This window comes from Staphylococcus capitis subsp. capitis (assembly GCF_040739495.1).
GTDB classification, from domain to species: domain Bacteria; phylum Bacillota; class Bacilli; order Staphylococcales; family Staphylococcaceae; genus Staphylococcus; species Staphylococcus capitis.
Genome location: NZ_CP145263.1, coordinates 2,386,259 through 2,408,151, shown reverse-complemented (window position 1 = coordinate 2,408,151; position 21,893 = coordinate 2,386,259). Strand labels below are relative to the sequence as shown.

The following is a 21,893-nucleotide window of genomic DNA, read 5'->3' as shown; positions in this document are numbered from 1 at the left end:
GGTAAAACTTATTATAGTTCTTTTTTATTAAAAGTTTTTATAGATAAAATATAAGTTAAGGCAAAAGTCACTAATCCTAAAATTCCAAAGACAATAAACACAAGTAAACTATTTGTACTACTTAACATATTGGTCATTGAACTATTATGATGTGCACCTAAAGCAATTGCTAAAATATAGAATACGAAATATATAATAATCATAAAGAAAACGGTAATCATGATGATTGTGTTTGAATTTTCAGGGCCGAATTTAAATGTAAATGGGAATAAGGCGGAATATAGTCCTGTACAACCAATACAAACTAAAAAGGCAATCAACGCCATATTTAAGCTGTGAGTAATTATTAATACAATTGGAAAACTAATCACAAAAGAAATGACTGTGATAGCGCCAAAAAGTAAATAGTAACTCTTTACATAATCAGCACGTTTTACAGGCAATGTAGAGACGTAATACATCCATTTAGAATCTTTTTCGCGTTTAAAATTATCTGCAATAGATGAAACCAATAATACTACTACCATGAAACCGCTCATAGTTGGGTTTAAAAAAGTCATAATTATAGCTGCTATGATTCCAACAATGAAATATATAATTAATGGTTTTTTAGTTGCATATAAAGTACTCAATACTAAACCTTTCATTATTTATCACCTCTCATAATAATTTTAGTTGCATCATCAATGTTGTTAATTTGTTTGGCTTCGGGAACCTCATGATGATTGTTCACAAGACTAATTCTATTATGATTTCTTTGACGTGACGCGACCAAATAGTCGTTAGAAATATTAAATGATTCAACAGGTTGGTCAACAATGCCATAATTTTTGAGTAGTTCTTCTTTACTTTCCTTTAAAATGATTTCGCCGTCTCTCATAAATACTAATTGATTAGCGAGTTGTTCTATATCTTCTGAAATATGAGAAGAAATTAGAATGCTGTTACCTTGTGCCACAAAATCTTCAAGAATTTCAATCACTTGTTCTCGGCCTGATACATCCATCCCAGCAGTTGCTTCGTCAAGAATGAGTAACTTTGAGTCATGTGCCATTGAAATGGATAATGCTGTTTTCATTCTCATACCTCTTGAGAAGGTAGTGATTTGATTATGTGTTGGTAATTCAAATTCCTTTACCAATGAAAAGAATTTATCACTATTCCAAGTGTTATAAATATTAGTAAATACTTTGTCTATAGATGTTAAAGTCAATTTATTAGGTACTCTTAAATCATCAAACACTACACCAATATGCTCTTTATATTGAACGTCTTCTTCGCTCACTTCTTCATCGAAAAAGCGAATTGAACCACTATCTTTATGTCTATTTCCTACAATTGTATTAATGAGGGTAGACTTCCCTGATCCGTTCTTACCGATTAAGCCAATCACTTCACCCTGTCCAATTGAAAAAGAAATATTTGAAAGTCGAAATTCTGAATTTGTATATGACTTATTAAGATTGTGAATATCTAAAAGCTTTTCCATAAGACTATCCTCCTGAAAAATTAAACATGTTTAGTATTATTTATAAAATTTATTGATTTTAGTTAAATAACCAAAAGTGTTATAAACAAAAAGAATAATTAATACGATTAAGCTCAATGTTTGGTTAATGCCTGTAGAAATTGAGAATAGACCAACGATTAAACACCCTCCAATTATCAATGAGATGTTAACTCTATACAATTTATACATAGCAATTAAAGTGATATGACGTTCACCCTCATCGAATAAATTTAATGTTTTTTCGATATAGTTTTTCTCTCCTAGTTTAGGATATCTAGGATCAAATTTTCGGATGAAAAATCCTATCATCAAAGCTGGAATAATTGTAATAACGTAAGGTATTATCACAAACATTATATTTTTTGCTGACGCATTACCTAAAACAACGATTAAAATAGTTAGTAGACTGATTAGTATTTGTATTGAATAGATAAAGTCACTTTTCATCGATTTTAGATATGCCTTTTTCTCATATAAATCTGCAGACTCATCATCAATGTGATTCCTAGTTTTAACTTTTAAATTGAGTGCATCTTTGTGTACTTTAAATAAATATAAAGTTAGAAGTATATTGATTATTGAAGATATAGTTGCAATTATGATAACTACGTTAGTTTTGGCAAAATGAGTGAATGGTGTCAGACTTAAAATTTTTATTCCGCCGAAAGAAAGACCCAACAATCCCCCAATTATTCCTCCGATAAGTGTTAATAATATGTATCTTCCTACTTTCATAAATCTCCCTCCTCGATGATAAAAATGTTTTCTACTGGTTCATTAAAAATTCTAGCTATTTTGATTGATGTCAAAATAGAAGGTGTGAAATCATTACGTTCAATTAAAGAAACGGTTTGTCTTGAAATCCCTGCTTTCTTAGCAAGTTGCGTTTGGTTATATCCGTCTCTTGCACGTAATTCTTTAAGTCGATTTCGCAATTTCTATCAACTCCTTACATCAATAACATATATTACTTTAGTCAATTTGACAAGTATATTAGTCAAATTGACGCGCATTAAAGTCAAAACATTTAAGTTAATTCAAATGTCTGCTAAAGGTTTAAGAGGGAAAGGGATTGTCTTTACTCGAACTAAACGAGCGATTGTTAAAGGAATATTGTCGTTACATTTAATTTAAAAAATGTATTCAATTAATTGTAATGTTTATTTACATTTTTTCGCTAATAAATTAAAACAAATGTATTTTGGAAATGTATATATTTTGTTAATATATATCTATTGTTATGAAATGCAGGAGGTGCAAGTGGTGAGTTTTTATAACTTCATGAAAAACTATGAAGGTGAGAAAAGTCATTTTGGCGATTTATTTGAAGGTATGAAAGATATTGATTTTCCTGAAGATATCTCTACCCCTAGAGACATCATTGAAAGATTTCATCATTGGCTTGAAGAACCAAGTTTACATGATACAATTCATCAGGCTATTGAAACGTATCAACAGAAGTAATTAGTTTTATCATCACTATTATCATTTATTGAAAATGAATTCTCTAAAAGTAAAGAGACTTAACAAAGTATTTAAGTGATGTGTATAAAAGACTTTCAGGGAGTGTTGAGTATGAATAATTTACACAATATTCGAGAAAAAAATAATTTAGAAATTAAAGAGCTTGTAGAAGACTTAAACAAGAAATTTGGTACTAAATATGAAGTTCATCATATTTAGGAATAGGAAAATGGTAAGAACGAACCCAAAATGGAAGATGCACTTGTTTTAAGTAAGTATTTCGATGTACCTCATCAAGAGTTTTTAGATAGTGAAATGAAAAAGCTAAAAGATTCAGTTGATGATGTTTCAATTAATAAGTAATACGGCAAATGTAAAGGAAAGTAAGTATACATTTCTCAATTCATAATAATCAACAATAGTTCTCGCCTTATATTCATAACATGATATTAAAAATCGAGAAGAAATAGCTATATGGGTTTTAATCATGCGGGCAGTCTACCCGACCGTATTAAATCCAGCTATATCTTCTTATTTTTTATTTAATTTTCAATAATTTGAATTAAATTACCACAAGTATCATCAAAAATAGCCATTCTAACGCTACCCATCGTTGTAGGTGTAACTTTAAAGTTAACATTTGATTCTAATAACGCTTCATACGTCTGTTGTACATCTTTAACACCAAACATTGTAATTGGGATTCCAGCTTCATATAAGCGCTCTTGATAGTCTTTAGAAATGGGGTTGCCGTTTGGTTCTAGAATTAATTCTGTACCATCTTGATGTGTTGGAGAGACGAGTGTTAACCAGCGAAATCCCTCTCCGACAGGTTCATCGCGTTTTTTCTTAAAGCCTAACACGTTTGTATAAAATTGTAATGCTTCTTCTTGATTTTCAACGAATATACTATTTGCAATAATATCCATATATTTCTCCCCCTTTATCTACTTTTTAAATAATTCCCTTATATTTTTTGTGTTATACATAATATTAGATGATTAATTAAGGTAATATTTCATGAAAGGTCAGTCTTAAAATGACAAGTTAAACGTTTTAATCATGCAATACAATTTTTATCTATTGAGACATGTATTGTTTCTGGAAAATTAAAGCTAAATTTTGGTACTATTGTCAGTAATGAGTGGGAACGCGCGATGTATGAATACATACTTAAATCGTACCTTAAAGAACAGTAATTCGGGTAAAATTCATATTTAATATATAGACGTTTTACTGTTTTATAGATTAGGGAAAATTACATGAGACTGACATGTGGTTCGACCCCCATTTTCAGAATAAAAAGATAAATAATAAGGAGATGAAAAATACATGACACGAGTAGTACTAGCAGAAGCATATCGTACACCTATTGGCGTATTTGGAGGCGCATTCAAAGATGTACCTGCATATGATTTAGGTGCAACAGTCATCAAGCACATCGTTAAAAATACAGGTATAGATTCAAATGAAATCAATGAAGTGATTATGGGCAATGTCTTACAAGCAGGCCAAGGACAAAACCCTGCACGTATTGCTTCTATTAAAGGAGGATTATCTGAAGCTACGCCGGCATTTACATTGAATAAAGTATGTGGTTCTGGATTGAAAGCAATTCAACTTGCATATCAATCTATCGTAGCAGGTGATAATGAGGTCGTTATTGCAGGTGGCATGGAGAGTATGTCGCAATCACCAATGTTATTAAAAAATGGTCGCTTTTGCTTTAAAATGGGCAATCAAACATTAGAAGATAGTATGGTAAGTGATGGTTTAACGGATAAATTCAACGATTACCATATGGGAATTACTGCGGAGAATTTAGTTGAAAAATATGGAATCAGTAGAGAGGAACAAGACCAATTCGCAGCTCAATCTCAACAAAAGGCGGCGCATGCACAAGAAACTGGTGGGTTTGACGCTGAAATTGTGCCGGTTGAGGTACCTCAGCGTAAAGGTGATCCTATCGTTGTTTCACAAGATGAAGGTATTCGCCAAGGCACAACAGCAGATAAGTTAGGCAAGTTACGTCCTGCCTTTAAAAAGGATGGTTCAGTAACAGCTGGTAATGCGTCCGGTATTAACGATGGTGCGGCTGCGATGTTAGTGATGACTGAAGAGAAAGCAAAAGCCTTAGGTGTTAAGCCGATTGCAATTCTTGATAGTTTCGGTACGAGTGGCGTGGATCCATCAATCATGGGTATTGGTCCTGTTGAAGCGGTTCGTCAAGCATTGAAGCGCTCGAATAAATCAGTTTCAGATATTGATGTTTTCGAATTAAATGAAGCCTTTGCGTCTCAATCATTGGCAGTTGATCGCGAACTTCAACTACCACAAGATAAGGTAAATGTGAAAGGTGGCGCAATTGCGCTAGGTCATCCTATCGGTGCATCAGGTGCGCGTATACTTGTAACGTTATTACATCAATTGAACGAAACCACAAAAACGGGTATCGCTTCATTATGTATTGGTGGAGGACAAGGTATCGCTACTGTTGTCTCTCACTATGAGGAGGGATAATGCATGGGTAAAGTCATTACGAATATTGAATCTGCCTTTGAACATTTAGAGGATGGCATGACTATACTTGCTGGTGGGTTTGGTCTATGTGGCATTCCCGAACACAGTATTGCAGCTATTCAAGCACGTGGTACAAAGAGACTTACTGTTGTTAGTAACAATTGTGGTGTAGACGACTTTGGCCTTGGTGTGTTACTTCAGGATAAACAAGTGGACAAGATGATTAGTTCCTATGTAGGAGAAAATAAATTATTCGAAGAGCAATTTATCTCAGGTGAGTTAGACGTAGAGCTTACGCCTCAAGGGACATTAGCAGAAAAATTACGTGCAGGAGGGGCGGGGATTCCCGCATTTTACACTGCCACAGGTGTAGGTACTGAGATTGCTGAAGGCAAAGAAACACGCGTATTTAATGGCCGTGAGTATGTCATGGAAGAAGCGATTCAAGGAGACTTTGCCATCGTAAAAGCTGATATAGCGGATACAGCTGGAAATTTAATATTTAATAAAACGGCACGTAATTTTAATCCATTATGTGCGATGGCTGCAAAAACTACCGTGGTTGAAGTAGAGAAGATTGTTGACGTTGGTGAAATTGATCCTAATCAGGTACATCTCCCAGGTATCTATGTAGATTATATTTTCGAAGGTGAAAATTTTGAAAAACGCATCGAAAAAAGAACACTAAGGGAGGGTTAGACGCATGGCTGAATTAACACCTAAAGAGAAAATCTTGCTACGTGCAGGACGTGAAATTAAAAGTGATATGTACATTAATTTAGGTATTGGTATGCCAACATTGGTAGCGAATGCGATGCCTGAAAGTGTAGAGAATGTTTATTTTCAATCGGAAAATGGTTTACTTGGTATAGGCCCTTATCCGACTGAAGACGAGCTAGATCCAGACTTGATCAATGCAGGCAAAGAAACAGTGACAGTCGCAAAAGGGGCGAGTTATTTCGATAATGCAGAATCTTTTGCGATGATTCGAGGTGGACATATAGATTTAGCAATTCTAGGCGGAATGGAAGTATCTGAAACAGGCGATTTAGCGAATTATATGATTCCTGGCAAACTCGTCAAAGGTATGGGAGGCGCAATGGATTTAGTTGTTGGTGCTAAAAAGGTTGTGGTGATTATGTTCCATACCAATAAACATGGTGCGTCAAAGGTGAAAAAGCAATGTGATTTACCATTAACTGGTGCGGGTGTTGTATCTAGATTAATTACCGATTTAGCCGTATTTGATTTTATTGATGGTCAGATGCGTTTGGTTGAGTTACAAGATGGTGTGACACTTGAAGAAGTTGAAGACAAAACAGAAGCACACTTTTTGAATTGTTTGAAGTAAATGCGACTGTGAAGGGGAAGTTGAATTAAGTCGCCTCTCTTTCTGGTTTTCATCATTTTAATACTGATTTAAAAATTAATAGCTACATTATAAAAGCTTTAAGTGATACTCTACTACGATATCACTTAAAGCTTTATTATATTTATTAAAATAGGAAGGTTAGATTGGGCGATGACGTAACGAATGGCTCTTTCATTACGATTCGCGCATGTAACTCATGGCAAAAGAGATGTATGACCTTAATTTTTGTTAAGGCTGTGTTGCACCTTGAGTTATGAATCTTTGGCAAGCCGGCTCAAAGCCCACCAAAGTGTTTGAGTATGTTACTTTAGATGATTGATATACTCGATAGTTGATTGTTTTAAATAGAATCGCTCAAATCTTTTTACTTTTATGGTTTGATTGCGAATGCTCTGACAGGGAAGCCGGGTGCATTTTTAGGTTTAGGACTTATTGCATAAATAATGGCCCCTCTTGTAGGAAGTTGATCTAAGTTTGTTAATAATTCAAGTTGGAATGTATCTTTACCTAGAATATAACGTTCTCCTACGATATCCCCATTTTTAGCAGTATCAACTGAGGCATCGGTATCAAACGTTTCATGGCCTATAGATTTTACGCCACGTTCTTCTATAAGAAATTTTAACGCATCTAAACCCCAACCAGGTAAATGTTGGTTGCCGTCGGAGTCCTTATTTTCAAACTGATCTATATCTGGCCAACGTTTAGACCAATCTGTACGGAGTGCGACGAAGGTACCGGCTTCAATTTTGCCGTGCTGACTTTCCCATTCTTCAAGGTGTTGTCGTGTCACGATGAAATCTGCATTCTCTGCAACCTCTTTAGAGTAATCTAAGACAATGAGTGGTAATACTAGTTCTTTCAAGTCTAACTCTTCTAAATATCTCTTATTTTCCACAAAATGAATAGGCGCATCGATATGTGTACCATATTGAGTAACGATATTCCATCGTTGAACGTAAAAACCATGATCTTTGACGTTAAAGAGTGTTGAAACTTCGCCTTTTTCAAACTCACTAAAGCGAGGAATGTCTGGATCGAACGTATGAGTTAAGTCGACCCATTGGGCCTCTTTAAGTTGATTGAGTTGCTCCCATAAAGGATAGTTTGTCATAAGCATCACCTCTGAATGATATTAAGCTGTTGTTGCATTGTTGTCTTGGCGTTTCTTCTTAACGGCATTAACTAAAACTGTTAAGGCATCTTTCACTTCGTCTTCTTTACGCGTTTTAAGACCACAATCTGGATTTACCCAGAATAATGAACGATCGATTTGCTGTAAAGAACGATTAATTGCTGTTGTAATTTCTTCTTCAGTCGGAATACGTGGACTATGAATATCATAAACACCTAATCCGATACCTAAATTATAATTGATATCTTCAAAGTCTTTGATCAAATCACCATGACTACGTGATGTTTCAATTGATATAACATCAGCATCTAAGTCGTGAATAGCATGAATGATTTGTCCGAATTGAGAATAGCACATATGTGTATGAATTTGTGTTTCATCATGAACGGACGATGTTGCTAACTTGAATGAGTTGACGGCATCTTTCAAGTATTGATTATGATATTCAGAACGTAATGGTAAGCCTTCACGTAATGCTGGTTCGTCTACTTGAATAACTTTAATGCCTGCTTCTTCAAGCGCTAAGACTTCTTCATCAATAGCTAATGCAATTTGATCTTGAACAACTTTACGTGGTACATCTACACGTTCAAATGACCAGTTAAGAATTGTTACTGGTCCAGTTAACATACCTTTGACTGGCTTATCAGTTAAGCTTTGTGCATAGACTGTTTCTTTAACAGTTAAAGGTTCAGTCCATTTTACATCCCCGTAAATCACAGGTGGTTTAACTGCACGAGAGCCATAGGATTGAACCCAACCAAACTTAGTTACTAAGAAGCCTTGAAGTTTTTCACCGAAGAATTCAACCATGTCATTACGTTCGAATTCACCATGCACGAGGACGTCTAAACCGATGTCTTCTTGGATTTTAATCCAACGTGCAATTTCATTTTGTAGGAACTCTTGATATTCAGCATCTGTAATGCGATGATTCTTCCAATCTTCACGATATTTACGTACTTCACGTGTTTGAGGGAATGACCCGATTGTTGTAGTTGGTAAATCCGGTAAATTTAGACGTGCATATTGTTTTTGTTTACGTTCTGAGAATGGTGATTTACGAGTTGTAGGAACGCTATTAAAGTCATACTCAAGGTTTTTAAATGATTGGCTTTGGAAACGTTCATAACGTAATTTGAGCTCTTCATATTTTGCGCTATCATTATTGTTGAATAAACGTCGTAATGCATCTAATTCGTCTAACTTTTCAGTAGCAAAACTCAAACCTTCGGCAATAGATTCATCTAACGTTTCGTCATCTAATGAGACTGGCACATGTAGGAGAGAGGACGATGGTTGAATTACTAATTGATTAGTATATTGTTGCAACGTTTCGATTAATTGCTTTTTAGCTTCAATATCGGCAGCCCACACGTTACGACCATCAATAATACCAGCATAAAGTGACTTGCTTGAGTCGAAATCTCCTGCTTCAATTTGTTTTAAGTTATAACCATTGTCATGAACAAAGTCTAAACCTAATCCGCCAACTGGTAATGAACTTAAGAATTTTAAATGCACACGTTCGAAGTAAGTTTGGATGACTAACTTTTCACCTAAGTCCGCTTGAGCAAAATATTCATAAGCTTCTTTTGTAATATCCTCATAGCTCTCGCTATCGTCAGTTACTAAAATAGGTTCATCAATTTGAATATATTCAGCACCAGCTTGAATCAATGATGATAAAACTTCTTTATAAAGTGGAAGCAATGTTTGAACTTTTTCTTCAAATGATTGGTTGTCACCTTTAGAGAGTTTGACGAATGTGATAGGTCCAACAATCACAGGGTGAGCATTCACATTAATAGATTGAGCATATTTGAATCGTTCTAATAATGTATTTTTCTCAACTTTTGGTTCTACATTGTCCCATTCCGGTACGATGTAATGATAGTTTGTATTAAACCATTTAATTAGTGCACTCGCTACATGTTCCTTATTACCGCGGGCGATATCAAACAATAGATCGTCATCAACTTCGCGACCTTGGAAACGTTTAGGAATAATATTGAATAGTAAAGATGTATCAAGAATATGGTCATATAATGAGAAGTCTCCAACTGGAATACTATCTAAATGATAATTCTTTTGAAGTAATAGATTTTCTTTGTGTAAATCAGTAAGTGTTTGATCTAATTTAGCTTTATTAATTTTTTTAGCCCAGTAACTTTCGATAGCTTTTTTCCATTCTCTTTTTCTACCTAATCTTGGGAATCCTAAGTTTGAAGTTTTAATTGTTGTCATAATATTGCCTCCTTATTAGCAGTAATTGATTTAGAGTATGCTGCGAGTTCTAGTGAGTAATCCACCTTCTGGAATGGTGTAATAATGTATAAACCATTAAAATATTCATGCACTGTATCGATTAATTCTTTTGAAAGTCGTAAACTTAACTCTTTCGTTTTTTCTTTATCATCTTTAACAGCTTTGAATTGGTTCAATACATCTTCTGACATCTTTATGCCTGGCACTTCGTTATGTAAGAAAAGTGCATTATTATAACTAGCGATAGGCATAATGCCAATGAAGAAAGGTGTATTTAAATGTTTCGTTTCTTCATAAACTTGTTTAATTTTTTCTTTGCTGTAGACGGGTTGTGTAATGAAATAGCTCATGCCGCTTGCGACTTTTTTCTCAAGACGCTTTACAGCGCCGTCTAGTTTACGTACGTTTGGATCGAACGCACCTGCGATGTTGAAGTTTGTATGTTTCTTCAGCGCATCACCATCTGTATTAATACCTTGGTTAAATCTCAATGCGAGTTCCGTTAAACCTTTTGAATTTACATCGTAGACATTGGTTGCTCCTGGTAAGTGACCTACTTTAGAAGGATCTCCTGTAATTGCTAGAATTTCGTTTACTCCAATGAGTGATAATCCTAGAAGGTGAGATTGCAGGCCGATAAGGTTTCGGTCGCGACATGTCACGTGAACGAGTGGTTCGATATCATATTGTTGTTTAATAAGACTTGCGGCTGCAATATTGCTTACTCGAACCGTTGCAAGCGAATTGTCAGCTAATGTGACGGCATCGATACCTGCTTCATCGAGTTTGCCTACATTTTCAAAGAAGGTATCTGTATCTAAGTGCTTAGGAGTATCAAGTTCCACAATGACCGTTGGACCATTCTTAACTTTAGAAGTCAGATTCTGTTTGACCACTTTCGTGGGTTTGTGATTAGATTTCTTCGTGATTGGAACGACCTTCTTGTCTTTTATAGGTGTTAAACCCTGAACAGCAGTCTTAATGTAATGAATGTGCTCAGGTGTCGTGCCGCAACATCCGCCAATTAATCTCACACCTTCATTAATTAATTCTTGTGCTACATCTCCGAAATATTGGGCATTATCACTATATTTAAATTCACTGTTTTCAATATCTAAGAGACTCGCGTTTGGATAACACGATAAATAGGCATTATCCGGAAGTTCTATATGTGAAAATGAACGCTGCATATGGTGTGGACCATGGTGACAATTGAGACCTACGACATTAGCCCCACATGCTACCAGTTGTTTAAGAGCGTCATTGATTTCAGTACCATCAACAAGATAGTTCGTATTTGAAGCGGTCAACTGTGCGATGATAGGAATCTCATACTTTCGACGTGTGGCGACAACAATACTTTTTAATTCGTCTAAATCGTAGTAGGTTTCAAATAGTAGCGCATCTACGCCCTCGTCAATCAAAGTATCAATTTGTAATTCGGTGTGATATTGAATCGTAGACAAACTGATGTCATCTTGTCTGACACCTCTAAAGCCACCTACAGTTCCTAAGATGAACGTGTCATGATGCGCTGTACGTTTTGCAATTTGAACTGCTGCTTTATGAATTTCTTTGACACGATGTTCTAAGCCGAAAGTTTTTAACTTTTCAAAGTTAGCACCATACGTATTGGTTTGAATGACGTTTGCACCTGCTTCAATATAAGAGCGATGAATACGTTCTACATTATCAGGGTGGGTTAAGTTATATGCTTCAGGGCAAGTGTCGAGCCCTTCTGAATAAAATATTGTTCCGATAGCTCCATCAGCTACCAAAACGTTGTTCTGCAATTGGTTCAGAAATTGACTCATTGAAAGCCTCCTTTAAAGCGTAGTTAATATCTGCAATGATTTCTTCTGGGTCCTCTAGTCCTACACTTAAGCGAAATAAACTGAAAGTAATACCTCTCTTATTTCTTATTGCCTCAGGAACAGCTGCGTGAGACATTGTGGCTGGGTGGGAAAGGATTGTTTCAACTCCGCCAAGACTGACAGACACAAGTGGTAAAGTTAGAGACTCTACAAAGGTTTGTGCCTTTGATTCGTCTTTAAGTCTGAAGCCAATGACAGCACCACCGGTTGAAGCCTGTCTTAAATGTGTTGGATTATTTCCTGGGTAATATACTTCAGCAATTGCGTTACTTTGACTTAAGAACTTAACTAAACGTTCGGCATTTTCTACAGATTGTTTAAATCTTACAGGTAATGTTTTAAGATGCTTTGCTAACGTCCAACTATCATGAGCTGAAAGCGCCGTTCCAGTACCGTTTTGTAAGAGGTAAAGGGCATCTGCAATATCTTTACGATTAGTGATCGCTGCTCCAGCAATAAGATCACTATGGCCACCTAAAAATTTAGTAGCACTATGTACTACAATATCTGCTCCTAGAGCTAAAGGAGATTGACCAAGGGGTGTCATAAAGGTATTATCTACCGCTAAGAGTAAGTTGTTTTGTTTGGCTATTCTGGCTACTGCACGAATATCCGTAATTTTGAAAAGTGGATTCGATGGCGTTTCCACATATATGAGTTTTGTATTTGATTGAATTGCATTTTTAATTTCTAGAATGTTTGTCGCATTTACCGTCGTAAATTTAATGTTAAAACGATTTAATATTTGTTCAGTAAGACGTAATGTGCCACCATAAATGTCATCAGGAAGAATTACATGATCGTCTGATTTGAGTGTAAGTAAGACAGCAGTAATGGCTGCTATACCTGAGGCATAAGCGAAAGCATATTTTCCACCTTCTAAACGTGCTAATTTTTCTTCCAGAAGCGTACGGTTTGGGTTTCCACTTCTTGCGTAGTCGTATTGTGCATTCCCACCAAGTACTGTTTGGTGAAATGTTGAAGAGTCATATAAGGGTGGATTTGCTGAGTGATAATCCTGTCCTCTACGTGAATCAAAGATTACTTCTGTCTCTCTAGATAAACTCATGAAATCACTCCTACTTTAGAATTTTCTAATGCTTGAATAATATCTGCTTCAATATCGTGATAATCTTCAATACCAACTGATAGTCGAATCAGGTGTTCGTCTATTCCTCGTTTATCTTTTTCAGCATCAGGCATATCTACATGTGTTTGTGTATATGGGAAGGTGATAAATGTTTCTGTTCCTCCTAAACTTTCTGCGAATATGCAGATGTCTAAATTTTCCAAAAATTTAGCGACGCTAAAAGCCTTATTGAGTCTTAAACTAAGCATTCCTGTACGGCCACTATAGAGGACTTCGTCTATGGATTCTGAATGACGACAACGTTCAGCGAGTCGTTGTGCATTCTCTTGAGAGCGATCGATACGAAGATGTAATGTCTTAAGACCTCTTTGAAGTAGATAACTGTCTAAAGGTGATAACGTTGCGCCAATCATATTATGGAATTGTCCAAGTTGTTCAGCCAGGTGTTCATCTTTCACAGTTACGACGCCGGCTAATACATCGTTATGTCCGCCAATATATTTCGTTGCAGAATGTAAAACGATATCTGCACCTTCTTCAAAAGGTGTTGATAGATAGGGCGTTAAGAACGTATTATCAATGATTGTTAATAAATTGTGTTTTTTACTTAGAACATAATATGGTTCGACATCAATTTCTATCATTTGTGGATTGGAAATCGGTTCAATAAATAAAGCTTTTGTTTGTGGAGTTATATTTTTTTCAACATCTTCATAATCTAAGAAATCAACGTATTTAAATTTCACGCCATATTGTTGTTCGTAGAAATCGAATAAACGGAAAGTGCCTCCGTATAAATCAAATGCTACGAGCACTTCATCCCCAGGTTTGAAGATGTTACAAATGAGTTGGATTGCTGCCATTCCACTAGAAGTGGCAAAAGATGCAATGCCTTTTTCAAGTTTGGCAAATGATTCTTCGAACGCTGTGCGAGTTGGGTTCTTAGTGCGTGTATAATCATATCCTGTTGATTGACCTAGATGAGGATGTTGATATGCAGTAGATAAATAAATTGGATTGGCAATAGCGCCGGTATGATCCTTTGTTAGAGCAATTTGAGCTAATTCAGTATCCTTCATTTCTAGACCCTCCTAATTAAATAAAAAAAAGCTTCCGTCCTTTAAACCCGATTCATTCGGATGTAAAGGACGAAAGCTTAAGTTTCGCGGTACCACCTTTGTTTGTCACTTTATTGCTAAAGTGACCTCTACCAGTACGCCATTATGTTTGAACAACGTCTATTTATGGAAGTGTTAACTTTAATCACAAGCATTATCGTTATGTTAAATCATTGAGCCAAATAAAAAACTCATTTAGTCTTAGGAAGAATAAATGAGTATTAACGATATGTTGTGACGATGGTAATGAATTCCAGTACGCCATTCAACTACAATGTTAATACTGTATCGCTATAACGGGCGAACCCGTTGATACCTCATATTGGCATCAACACTCCAAGGCCATTTTCAAACTTTCTTTCAATACCTTCTCTCAGCTAATGAAGACTCTCTGTAAAAGCAGTGTAAGTCCTACTTTCCTTTTTATAGTGTGTAAAATGTTTCGTTTTGTAATTGTTAATACTTAGATTACAGAGTAGGAAATGATTTGTCAACAACTTTTCTGAAAATTTAGATTAAACAGTTTACTTAGAAGTGCGACGAATACTTTTAACATAGAGTTTCGTGTTATTGAAAAAATTTCATTTGAGTTAGTATAATCATTTACTAAAGCTTGTACTACAAGAGTGAAATTTTTAAAATAATAAGTGTTAAGAAATGATGTGTTGCAAAAAATTGTTAATCATTTATAGAAAGATGTGAAAAGATGACACAGAATGATGATCAGCGCTTGCAACTCGAGAGAGATGAGCAAGTTCAACATGTAGCTATAGGTTTAATCAAGCCTAATCCTTACCAACCGCGTAAGGCCTTTGATGAGGATAAATTGCAAGATTTAGCTAAATCCATTCAACAACATGGAATCCTTCAACCTATTGTAATAAGAGAAACCATACAAGGATATTATATTGTAGTGGGCGAGCGACGCTTTAGAGCTTCACAAATCGTTGGGTTAGAAAGTATTCCTGCGATAGTTAAAAAGTTATCTGATGAAGATATGATGGAGCTCGCAATTATTGAAAATTTACAACGTGAAGATTTAAATGCGATTGAAGAGGCTGAAAGTTATAAAAAATTAATGTCGGATTTAAAGATTACGCAGCAAGAAGTTGCTCGTAGATTAGGTAAATCACGTCCTTATATTGCGAATATGCTTAGATTACTCCATCTTCCATCCGCCATTATGAAGATGGTTAGAGAGGGAGAGCTCTCTGGTGCACATGGCCGCACCTTATTATCCTTAAAGGACGAAGCTTTAATGAAAAAGGTAGGTAAAGAAGCCGTCCGGGAGTCTTGGAGCGTACGACAACTTGAGCAATATGTAAATACATATTTACAAGAAGGCGAGTCGAATGCAAAACCAAAGCAAGCGAATAATAAAAAACCAAAATTTATTCAACAACAGGAAAGGTTACTTAAAGAGCAGTATGGTTCTAAAGTTGAAATTTCCACGTCTAAAAATATTGGAAAAATCACGTTCGAATTTAAATCAGAAGACGAGTTTAAAAGAATTATTCAGCAATTGAATAGAAAGTAGTAAAGTTATAAAGTTATTTTTAAAACTGTAGACTGATTAAATCTGTATTTCTTTAAGTTATAATATGGGAATTATGGAAAATTTGAAAAGGAGGTAATACATTTATGAACCAAGTAAAGCATATTTTATCTTCTTTATTTGAACCTTTAACTAAAGTAGAGACTTATGAAAATCTTGTCATAAAAATTATTATGATTTTGATTTATATCATTGTCGCACTCATCGTTATAGCGATTTTAAATAAAGTCATTGAACAAGCTTTTAAAATACAAAATAAAAGTAAAAAAGGAAACAAGAAACGTTCTAAGACACTCGTGTCACTAGTACAAAACGTAGTAAAATATATCGTATGGTTTATTGTGATTACTACCATTTTAAGTAAATTTGGTATAAGTGTTGAAGGAATTATCGCCAGTGCTGGTGTGGTCGGTGTTGCAGTAGGTTTCGGTGCTCAAACGATTGTCAAAGACATCATTACAGGTTTCTTTATTATATTTGAGAATCAATTTGATGTTGGAGATTATGTTAAAATCAATAGCGGTGGAACAACTGTAGCAGAAGGTACAGTTAAGTCTATTGGTTTGAGATCTACGCGTATCAACACTATTTCTGGTGAATTGACGATTTTGCCAAATGGTAGCATGGGAGAGATAACTAATTTCTCAATTACTAACGGCACATCTATTGTGGAACTTCCAGTCTCAGTTGATGAGAATTTAGACCAAGTTGAGAAGAAATTAAATAAATTATTTACTTCATTACGTAGTAAGTATTATTTATTTGTTAGTGATCCAGTGGTTGAAGGTATTGATGCATTAGAGAATAATAAAGCAACGATTCGTATTTCTGCCGAGACAATTCCTGGCGAAGGTGCCTCAGGTGCACGTATTATTAGAAAAGAAGCACAAAAAATGTTTATTCAAGAAGGCATACGCATGCCACAACCTCTCTTCACTCAGTACAGTGAAGAGCAAAGTAAAAGCTAATTATCATTGGAGGTCATTTTATGACGTCAAATTACGGAATAAATGATATAGTAGAAATGAAAAAACAACATGCATGTGGAACAAATCGCTTTAAAATTATAAGAATGGGTGCTGATATAAGAATTAAATGTGAAAATTGTCAGCGTAGCATTATGATTCCACGTCAGACGTTTAATAAAAAATTGAAAAAAGTTCTTGAATCTCATCAAGACGAAGAAAGTTAGGAGAATGATTAATGGCTTTAACAGCAGGTATCGTAGGCTTACCTAACGTAGGTAAATCTACCCTATTTAATGCAATTACTAAAGCTGGTGCATTAGCAGCAAACTATCCATTTGCTACGATTGATCCGAACGTGGGAATCGTAGAAGTACCAGATTCACGTTTATTTAAATTAGAAGAAATGGTACAACCTAAAAAAACAATTCCTACTACATTTGAATTTACAGATATTGCAGGTATCGTGAAAGGTGCCTCTAAAGGCGAAGGGTTAGGAAATAAATTCTTATCCCATATCCGTGAAGTAGATGCGATATGCCAGGTTGTTCGTGCATTTGACGATGAAAATGTAACACATGTATCTGGTCGAGTGAATCCTCTAGATGACATTGAAGTAATCAATATGGAATTGGTATTAGCAGATTTAGAATCTGTTGATAAACGCTTACCTAAAATTGAAAAAATGGCTCGTCAAAAAGATAAAACAGCTGAGATGGAGTTACGCATCTTGACTAGAATTAAAGAAGCGTTAGAAGATGGTAAACCGGTTAGAAGTATTGATTTCAATGAAGATGACCAAAAATGGGTAAATCAAGCACAATTATTAACTTCTAAGAAAATGTTATATATCGCTAATGTTGGTGAAGATGAAATTGGCGATGAAGATAACGATAAAGTTAAAGCAATTCGCGAATATGCTGAAAAAGAAGATTCTGAAGTCATTGTGATTAGTGCCAAAATTGAAGAAGAAATCGCAACATTAGATGATGAAGATAAAAAAATGTTCTTAGAAGATTTAGGTATTGAAGAACCTGGTTTAGATCGTTTAATTCGAACTACTTATGACTTATTAGGCTTATCTACTTACTTTACAGCTGGTGTCCAAGAAGTTCGTGCATGGACATTTAGACAAGGTATGACAGCACCACAATGTGCTGGCATTATTCATACTGACTTTGAGCGTGGATTTATACGTGCCGAAGTTACTAGTTATGAAGATTATGTTGAACACGGTGGCGAAAATGGCGCTAAAGAAGCGGGTAAACAACGCTTAGAAGGTAAAGAGTACATTATGAAGGATGGAGACATCGTACACTTCCGCTTTAATGTATAATTGAATAAATATTATGGAGCTATCTCATTAGGAGATGGCTCTTTTTTATAAAAAAGAAGCAATGTAGTTTAGTATGCTCAAAGTGACTAAGTGACTCAACTACATTGCTTTTATATTTGAATTTCCAAATTCTTAAAAAAAGGAATTACTTCACTTGCTTCGATTATATCTTGAGTGCTAAAGAATTGCTTTCCTTCGCCAGTGTATGCAGGTTCAAGGACCATATTTGCCTTAGCACAATAAAGCCATTCAGGGTGAATACCACAATTTAAGATATCTTGAAATTCTTGGAAATCTTTATTCCAATCTAAATTTAATTTCATGCTAAACACCTCACCTATATTATAGAACGAATGTTCGTAAAAGTGAAGTGTTTTTGTTCGATTATGTTCGTATTAATTTTAAGATGTGAACCAAGAAGCATCAACATTGCTATCAAGGTAATTGGCATCTACATTTTGGTCTAACTCAGGTGAATAATAACTATCAGTATATTGCCATAAAACTTTTTCACGTGTAGGTTCTTCAGCTTGATAAGATGCTAACCAGTAGCCATCATACGAACTCACTGCATTTGCAACGTGATTTACCATAAAGTTTTCATAAGAATAGAAGAGTATTTTTTTGTTTCCTGCAAGTTGTCTCATTTGATTTGCCCAAGCTTGAGTAGCTGTATTCTCATCGCCACTCGTTACTGAAGATTGTTCGTAGTCATTAATATAGAATGAAGCTTTTGGAGCACGATTGTATAAAGTTCTTGCTTCATAACGCGCGTCATCAGCATTCTCATACATACTATAAGAATAAACACCGAATTTCATATTATTTTTGTCTAGTAAAGCTGAATTGTGCTTTAAACATTGATCTACATATTCTGAACCACACTGGCCGCGTATAATAATGAAGTCATAATTCTTCTTGAGTTTTTTAACTTGAGCGTCAGTTAAATTACCTTGCCATTCTGAAATATCTAATACTCTCTCTCCAGAGTTAGTTACAGCTGATCTAGATTTAGTTGAGAATGTTGAACGATTTTGTGTTGCGTTACTTTTTTGATTAGGATGTTTCTTTAAATATTGTTGGTAGCCATAACCCATTGTTCCTTTTTCACTTGTTGACTGACTTTTAGAAGATTCCTCTGCATTTGCGTTAACCATGCCCAAACTTGTCGCTAACATTGAAAATGAAATTATCGAGTATGTAACCTTCTTTAACATAAATGTGCTCCTTTTTTATTGAGAATTTAGAAATTACGTACAATTATATGTAAAATGTAATTTTTATGCTATAACAATTAAACTCAATTCGCAACAACGCATTTAGTACGATTTGTAATGTTTAAATATTAAGTTATACGGAACATAAAAAGTTCTTAATTTTATAAAAATTTATTATTCGAAATGAGCAGGGATATAAAGGAGATGTACTGAAATATTCATTCTTAATATCTTCATCTGTATTTATTCGATACTTATTACTTCTTGCTTTATCTATGAGACCTGTAACCCCATCGCTATTGTATCTATTAATCCAATTATAAAGCGCACGAATAGGGACTTTAGTTGACTCACTAATTTCTTTCACTGATTCTAATCTTTTAAAATAAGGTTCAATTTTATAATATCTATGCATAGCTTTTTTACATACCTCTTCACTAAAATTAGATAAATTCTTACTCATTTCAGTATCTTCATAAATTAATTTTTTATACTTAAAAGTTAATAATGCGATAAATGAGTAAAATAACAAATAAATTTCTTACATACATCGATTTACCATATTAATGTTTCTAATACTTGTTGACATAAAAGTGAACACAAAAGGAACTATTTCTAGAAAATGTGTAAAATATTTCTTTTTGTGTTATTATTTATTTTAAAAGGAGGAAATTTTATAAAAAATAATCTTTATTTTAATACAGTTGAATTATATATATAGTAATTAAAGAATTAAAATGTAAAATGATAAAAGAAATAAAAAATGAATTTTATTACGGACGATCAAGAAAAGGATCAAGAAAAAAGTTTAATGTACAATTATCTCATTTACGAGAACAGATAGCCGATTTAATTGGTGCTTATAGTGAGGAAATAACCATTACTGATAATACTACGTTTGGCCTTAATATAGTTCTTAATGGTATGAAATTTAATACTGGAGATGAAATAATAACAACTTCTATGGAACATCTTGCAAGTATATCTCCTTTAATAAATTTGAAAAACAAAAAAAGCGTAGTAATCAAAGAGTATAAAGTAAAACAAAGATTTAATATCAAGGAACTAGAAGACCTAATTACCTATAAAACTAAAATGATAGTTATATCTCACATATTTTGGAAGACAGGAGAAGTAGTACCTATTAAAGAAGTTATAGATATTGCACATCGTAGAGGGATAAAAGTACTAGTAGATGGTGCTCAAGCTGCAGGATCATATCCTGTAAATCTACATAATATTAATGCAGATTTTTATTGTTTTCCTGCTCATAAATGGCTTTATGGGCCTGAAGGATTAGGTTTTTTATTTGTTCGGAAAAATATCCAAAAAGGTTTAGATATTATATTTTCTGGAATTTCAACCTTTGAACACTTTAATGATTATAACGATTATAGCATTCAAGACAATGGACAAAGATGGGAACTAGGAACTATGTTTAGACCTAGTGTTTATGGTATGAATAATGTTTTAAAATATTTAACTGGTTCGAGAAAAATTGAAAGCGTTTACATTAAAACGCAAAGTTTAAATAATTATATGAAATGTTTAGTTTCCGATATTGCTAATATAAGTATTGTTACAGACAACAATTATAATATTTGTACTTTAACTTTCCCAGAAAACATTAACTGTAAGGCATTGAAAGAGCATTTAGAGTTTTTTTCTATTTTCACTAAAGATATCGTAGATATTAATGCCATAAGGGTATCTTTAAGTTTTATAAATAATGAAGAGGACATTCAATTTTTACTAAAAAAATTAAAGAATATATGGAGGAATGAATAATGGAAAGAGAAAAAGTTGCTATTTTATTTACTGGTGGAAGAGATTCTTCTTTAGTTGCTTGTTTGGAATCCCTACAAGATAAAGAAGTACATTTAATAACTTGTAATAGTGGTATTGGCATAAAAAGTGAACTTTCAGAAATGAGGGTTAAAGAATTGATTGAAAGATTTCCAAATAATATTGTAGGGAGAACAATTTTACCTACATATGGACTGTTTAGAAGTATTGCAATAAAAAATTTAGAAGCCGATTTCAAAAGATGGGGTATAAATCTAGTGCTTTTAGGCGATAAATTAGCTATACATGCAGCTGCGACAGTATATTGTTTAGAACACGGTATTAAAAAAATAGTTGATGGTTGTGTAGGTTATCAAGAAGATTTAGCTGAGCAAAAGAATGTTGCAATAGAATTATTTAGAGAATTTGAAGCTAAATATGGTATTGATTACGAGTGTCCTATTTATAACTTTGGAGATCAAGACGATGTTAAATATGCTCTTATGACATTTGGATTATCTTCTAAATCTTTAGAAGGTGTTTCTATATTTGGTGATGCTTTCAGTGAACCAACGGAAGAAGTAGTAGGAGAGTACATTAAAGATAAATTAGACATATGTGAAGAACACGTGAATTTTATGACAAAAACAAAAGATTTAATGCAAAATTACCAATATTAAGGAG

The 21,893-nt window shown here is 34.2% G+C and carries 23 protein-coding genes and 1 other annotated feature; of the genes, 10 read left to right on the top strand and 13 right to left on the bottom strand.

The features are described 5' to 3' along the window. Window positions 1-11: 11 nt before the first annotated feature. Genes V6C74_RS12075 through V6C74_RS12060 form a run of 4 tightly spaced genes read right to left on the bottom strand, consistent with a single transcriptional unit; the run spans window position 12 to window position 2,445 of the window. Entirely contained in the window at window positions 12-647 is a 636-nt protein-coding gene (locus tag V6C74_RS12075) for an ABC-2 transporter permease (protein ID WP_016898416.1), read from the bottom strand. After that, window positions 647-1,489 carry an ABC transporter ATP-binding protein gene (locus V6C74_RS12070; RefSeq protein WP_002434510.1) on the bottom strand — a complete coding sequence of 281 codons (843 nt, stop codon included), beginning with the start codon at window positions 1,487-1,489 and terminating at the stop codon, window positions 647-649. Before V6C74_RS12070 ends, V6C74_RS12075 begins: the two co-directional genes overlap by 1 nt. Window positions 1,490-1,525: 36 nt before the next feature. Beyond that, window positions 1,526-2,245, bottom strand: coding sequence for a DUF3169 family protein (locus V6C74_RS12065; protein ID WP_016898415.1), 720 nt, complete (start codon window positions 2,243-2,245; stop codon window positions 1,526-1,528). Then, complete coding sequence (locus V6C74_RS12060; protein ID WP_016898414.1) at window positions 2,242-2,445, bottom strand: helix-turn-helix transcriptional regulator; 204 nt, start codon at window positions 2,443-2,445, stop codon at window positions 2,242-2,244. The genes V6C74_RS12065 and V6C74_RS12060 overlap by 4 nt, the downstream gene beginning before the upstream one ends. Window positions 2,446-2,773: 328 nt before the next feature. On the opposite strand from V6C74_RS12060, the gene V6C74_RS12055 reads away from it, so the two are divergent. After that, entirely contained in the window at window positions 2,774-2,974 is a 201-nt protein-coding gene (locus V6C74_RS12055) for a YozE family protein (RefSeq protein WP_016898412.1), read from the top strand. A 542-nt stretch (window positions 2,975-3,516) separates the two neighbouring features. On the opposite strand, the gene V6C74_RS12050 is transcribed toward V6C74_RS12055, so the two are convergent. Beyond that, window positions 3,517-3,903 (bottom strand): VOC family protein, encoded by a 387-nt coding sequence (locus V6C74_RS12050; protein WP_002454401.1) that lies wholly within the window; start codon window positions 3,901-3,903, stop codon window positions 3,517-3,519. Between the two features lie 403 nt (window positions 3,904-4,306). Here V6C74_RS12050 and V6C74_RS12045 point away from each other — a divergent pair, with 403 nt between their 5' ends. From V6C74_RS12045 to V6C74_RS12035, 3 genes are read left to right on the top strand one after another with little or no spacing between them, the layout of a single operon-like run. Continuing rightward, the gene (locus tag V6C74_RS12045) at window positions 4,307-5,494 is read left to right on the top strand and encodes an acetyl-CoA C-acetyltransferase (protein ID WP_002454402.1); all 1,188 of its coding nucleotides are present in this window, start codon (window positions 4,307-4,309) and stop codon (window positions 5,492-5,494) included. Window positions 5,495-5,497: 3 nt separating this feature from the next. Then, window positions 5,498-6,193: a CoA transferase subunit A gene (locus tag V6C74_RS12040; protein ID WP_002454403.1), complete on the top strand. Its 696-nt coding sequence runs from the start codon at window positions 5,498-5,500 to the stop codon at window positions 6,191-6,193. Window positions 6,194-6,197: 4 nt separating this feature from the next. After that, entirely contained in the window at window positions 6,198-6,845 is a 648-nt protein-coding gene (locus V6C74_RS12035; RefSeq protein WP_002454404.1) for a 3-oxoacid CoA-transferase subunit B, read from the top strand. 391 nt (window positions 6,846-7,236) lie between these two features. On the opposite strand, the gene V6C74_RS12030 is transcribed toward V6C74_RS12035, so the two are convergent. From V6C74_RS12030 to V6C74_RS12010, 5 genes are read right to left on the bottom strand one after another with little or no spacing between them, the layout of a single operon-like run. Continuing rightward, entirely contained in the window at window positions 7,237-7,980 is a 744-nt protein-coding gene (locus V6C74_RS12030) for a cyclase family protein (RefSeq protein ID WP_002454405.1), read from the bottom strand. Between the two features lie 21 nt (window positions 7,981-8,001). Continuing rightward, a complete protein-coding gene (metE, locus tag V6C74_RS12025) occupies window positions 8,002-10,248 on the bottom strand; it encodes a 5-methyltetrahydropteroyltriglutamate--homocysteine S-methyltransferase (protein ID WP_103175461.1) in 2,247 nt (748 codons plus the stop codon). Further along, window positions 10,245-12,083, bottom strand: coding sequence for a bifunctional homocysteine S-methyltransferase/methylenetetrahydrofolate reductase (locus tag V6C74_RS12020; RefSeq protein ID WP_016898409.1), 1,839 nt, complete (start codon window positions 12,081-12,083; stop codon window positions 10,245-10,247). The genes metE and V6C74_RS12020 overlap by 4 nt, the downstream gene beginning before the upstream one ends. Then, window positions 12,037-13,212 carry a cystathionine beta-lyase MetC gene (gene metC, locus V6C74_RS12015; RefSeq protein ID WP_103175460.1) on the bottom strand — a complete coding sequence of 392 codons (1,176 nt, stop codon included), beginning with the start codon at window positions 13,210-13,212 and terminating at the stop codon, window positions 12,037-12,039. The genes V6C74_RS12020 and metC overlap by 47 nt, the downstream gene beginning before the upstream one ends. Next, window positions 13,209-14,312, bottom strand: coding sequence for a PLP-dependent transferase (locus tag V6C74_RS12010; protein ID WP_016898407.1), 1,104 nt, complete (start codon window positions 14,310-14,312; stop codon window positions 13,209-13,211). Before V6C74_RS12010 ends, metC begins: the two co-directional genes overlap by 4 nt. A gap of 62 nt (window positions 14,313-14,374) precedes the next feature. Next, window positions 14,375-14,787, bottom strand: a binding site (T-box leader). Between the two features lie 270 nt (window positions 14,788-15,057). On the opposite strand from V6C74_RS12010, the gene V6C74_RS12005 reads away from it, so the two are divergent. From V6C74_RS12005 to ychF, 4 genes are all read left to right on the top strand, one after another. Beyond that, complete coding sequence (locus tag V6C74_RS12005) at window positions 15,058-15,888, top strand: ParB/RepB/Spo0J family partition protein (RefSeq protein WP_002454410.1); 831 nt, start codon at window positions 15,058-15,060, stop codon at window positions 15,886-15,888. A gap of 104 nt (window positions 15,889-15,992) precedes the next feature. Beyond that, entirely contained in the window at window positions 15,993-16,874 is an 882-nt protein-coding gene (locus V6C74_RS12000) for a mechanosensitive ion channel family protein (RefSeq protein ID WP_002454411.1), read from the top strand. Window positions 16,875-16,894: 20 nt separating this feature from the next. Next, complete coding sequence (locus V6C74_RS11995; RefSeq protein WP_002434463.1) at window positions 16,895-17,098, top strand: DUF951 domain-containing protein; 204 nt, start codon at window positions 16,895-16,897, stop codon at window positions 17,096-17,098. 11 nt (window positions 17,099-17,109) lie between these two features. Next, window positions 17,110-18,207 (top strand): redox-regulated ATPase YchF, encoded by a 1,098-nt coding sequence (gene ychF / locus V6C74_RS11990; RefSeq protein ID WP_002454412.1) that lies wholly within the window; start codon window positions 17,110-17,112, stop codon window positions 18,205-18,207. Window positions 18,208-18,317: 110 nt separating this feature from the next. Here the strand turns inward: ychF and V6C74_RS11985 are convergent, their stop codons facing one another. The 3 genes from V6C74_RS11985 to V6C74_RS11975 all read right to left on the bottom strand — a co-directional run bounded on the left by V6C74_RS11985 (window position 18,318) and on the right by V6C74_RS11975 (window position 19,887). Then, window positions 18,318-18,530, bottom strand: a complete 213-nt coding sequence (locus tag V6C74_RS11985) for a hypothetical protein (protein ID WP_002454413.1) — start codon at window positions 18,528-18,530, stop codon at window positions 18,318-18,320. Window positions 18,531-18,608: 78 nt separating this feature from the next. Continuing rightward, window positions 18,609-19,424 (bottom strand): GH25 family lysozyme, encoded by an 816-nt coding sequence (locus V6C74_RS11980; RefSeq protein ID WP_002454414.1) that lies wholly within the window; start codon window positions 19,422-19,424, stop codon window positions 18,609-18,611. 133 nt (window positions 19,425-19,557) lie between these two features. Continuing rightward, complete coding sequence (locus tag V6C74_RS11975) at window positions 19,558-19,887, bottom strand: helix-turn-helix domain-containing protein (protein WP_029625735.1); 330 nt, start codon at window positions 19,885-19,887, stop codon at window positions 19,558-19,560. A 281-nt stretch (window positions 19,888-20,168) separates the two neighbouring features. On the opposite strand from V6C74_RS11975, the gene V6C74_RS11970 reads away from it, so the two are divergent. Both V6C74_RS11970 and V6C74_RS11965 read left to right on the top strand, forming a co-directional pair. Further along, on the top strand, window positions 20,169-21,212 hold the full coding sequence (locus V6C74_RS11970) for an aminotransferase class V-fold PLP-dependent enzyme (protein ID WP_016898404.1): 1,044 nt from the start codon (window positions 20,169-20,171) through the stop codon (window positions 21,210-21,212). Then, window positions 21,212-21,889 carry a hypothetical protein gene (locus tag V6C74_RS11965; RefSeq protein ID WP_002434477.1) on the top strand — a complete coding sequence of 226 codons (678 nt, stop codon included), beginning with the start codon at window positions 21,212-21,214 and terminating at the stop codon, window positions 21,887-21,889. Before V6C74_RS11970 ends, V6C74_RS11965 begins: the two co-directional genes overlap by 1 nt. Window positions 21,890-21,893: the final 4 nt, after the last annotated feature.

What these genes read in the sequence shown, in the direction of transcription:
- V6C74_RS12075 (WP_016898416.1), bottom strand. Translation starts at nt 647, where the DNA reads ATGAAAGGTTTAGTATTGAGTACTTTATATGCAACTAAAAAACCATTA.
- V6C74_RS12070 (WP_002434510.1), bottom strand. Translation starts at nt 1,489, where the DNA reads ATGGAAAAGCTTTTAGATATTCACAATCTTAATAAGTCATATACAAAT.
- V6C74_RS12065 (WP_016898415.1), bottom strand. Translation starts at nt 2,245, where the DNA reads ATGAAAGTAGGAAGATACATATTATTAACACTTATCGGAGGAATAATT.
- V6C74_RS12050 (WP_002454401.1), bottom strand. Translation starts at nt 3,903, where the DNA reads ATGGATATTATTGCAAATAGTATATTCGTTGAAAATCAAGAAGAAGCA.
- V6C74_RS12045 (WP_002454402.1), top strand. Translation starts at nt 4,307, where the DNA reads ATGACACGAGTAGTACTAGCAGAAGCATATCGTACACCTATTGGCGTA.
- V6C74_RS12040 (WP_002454403.1), top strand. Translation starts at nt 5,498, where the DNA reads ATGGGTAAAGTCATTACGAATATTGAATCTGCCTTTGAACATTTAGAG.
- V6C74_RS12035 (WP_002454404.1), top strand. Translation starts at nt 6,198, where the DNA reads ATGGCTGAATTAACACCTAAAGAGAAAATCTTGCTACGTGCAGGACGT.
- V6C74_RS12030 (WP_002454405.1), bottom strand. Translation starts at nt 7,980, where the DNA reads ATGACAAACTATCCTTTATGGGAGCAACTCAATCAACTTAAAGAGGCC.
- metE (WP_103175461.1), bottom strand. Translation starts at nt 10,248, where the DNA reads ATGACAACAATTAAAACTTCAAACTTAGGATTCCCAAGATTAGGTAGA.
- V6C74_RS12020 (WP_016898409.1), bottom strand. Translation starts at nt 12,083, where the DNA reads ATGAGTCAATTTCTGAACCAATTGCAGAACAACGTTTTGGTAGCTGAT.
- metC (WP_103175460.1), bottom strand. Translation starts at nt 13,212, where the DNA reads ATGAGTTTATCTAGAGAGACAGAAGTAATCTTTGATTCACGTAGAGGA.
- V6C74_RS12010 (WP_016898407.1), bottom strand. Translation starts at nt 14,312, where the DNA reads ATGAAGGATACTGAATTAGCTCAAATTGCTCTAACAAAGGATCATACC.
- V6C74_RS12005 (WP_002454410.1), top strand. Translation starts at nt 15,058, where the DNA reads ATGACACAGAATGATGATCAGCGCTTGCAACTCGAGAGAGATGAGCAA.
- V6C74_RS12000 (WP_002454411.1), top strand. Translation starts at nt 15,993, where the DNA reads ATGAACCAAGTAAAGCATATTTTATCTTCTTTATTTGAACCTTTAACT.
- V6C74_RS11995 (WP_002434463.1), top strand. Translation starts at nt 16,895, where the DNA reads ATGACGTCAAATTACGGAATAAATGATATAGTAGAAATGAAAAAACAA.
- ychF (WP_002454412.1), top strand. Translation starts at nt 17,110, where the DNA reads ATGGCTTTAACAGCAGGTATCGTAGGCTTACCTAACGTAGGTAAATCT.
- V6C74_RS11985 (WP_002454413.1), bottom strand. Translation starts at nt 18,530, where the DNA reads ATGAAATTAAATTTAGATTGGAATAAAGATTTCCAAGAATTTCAAGAT.
- V6C74_RS11980 (WP_002454414.1), bottom strand. Translation starts at nt 19,424, where the DNA reads ATGTTAAAGAAGGTTACATACTCGATAATTTCATTTTCAATGTTAGCG.
- V6C74_RS11975 (WP_029625735.1), bottom strand. Translation starts at nt 19,887, where the DNA reads ATGAGTAAGAATTTATCTAATTTTAGTGAAGAGGTATGTAAAAAAGCT.
- V6C74_RS11970 (WP_016898404.1), top strand. Translation starts at nt 20,169, where the DNA reads ATGATAAAAGAAATAAAAAATGAATTTTATTACGGACGATCAAGAAAA.
- V6C74_RS11965 (WP_002434477.1), top strand. Translation starts at nt 21,212, where the DNA reads ATGGAAAGAGAAAAAGTTGCTATTTTATTTACTGGTGGAAGAGATTCT.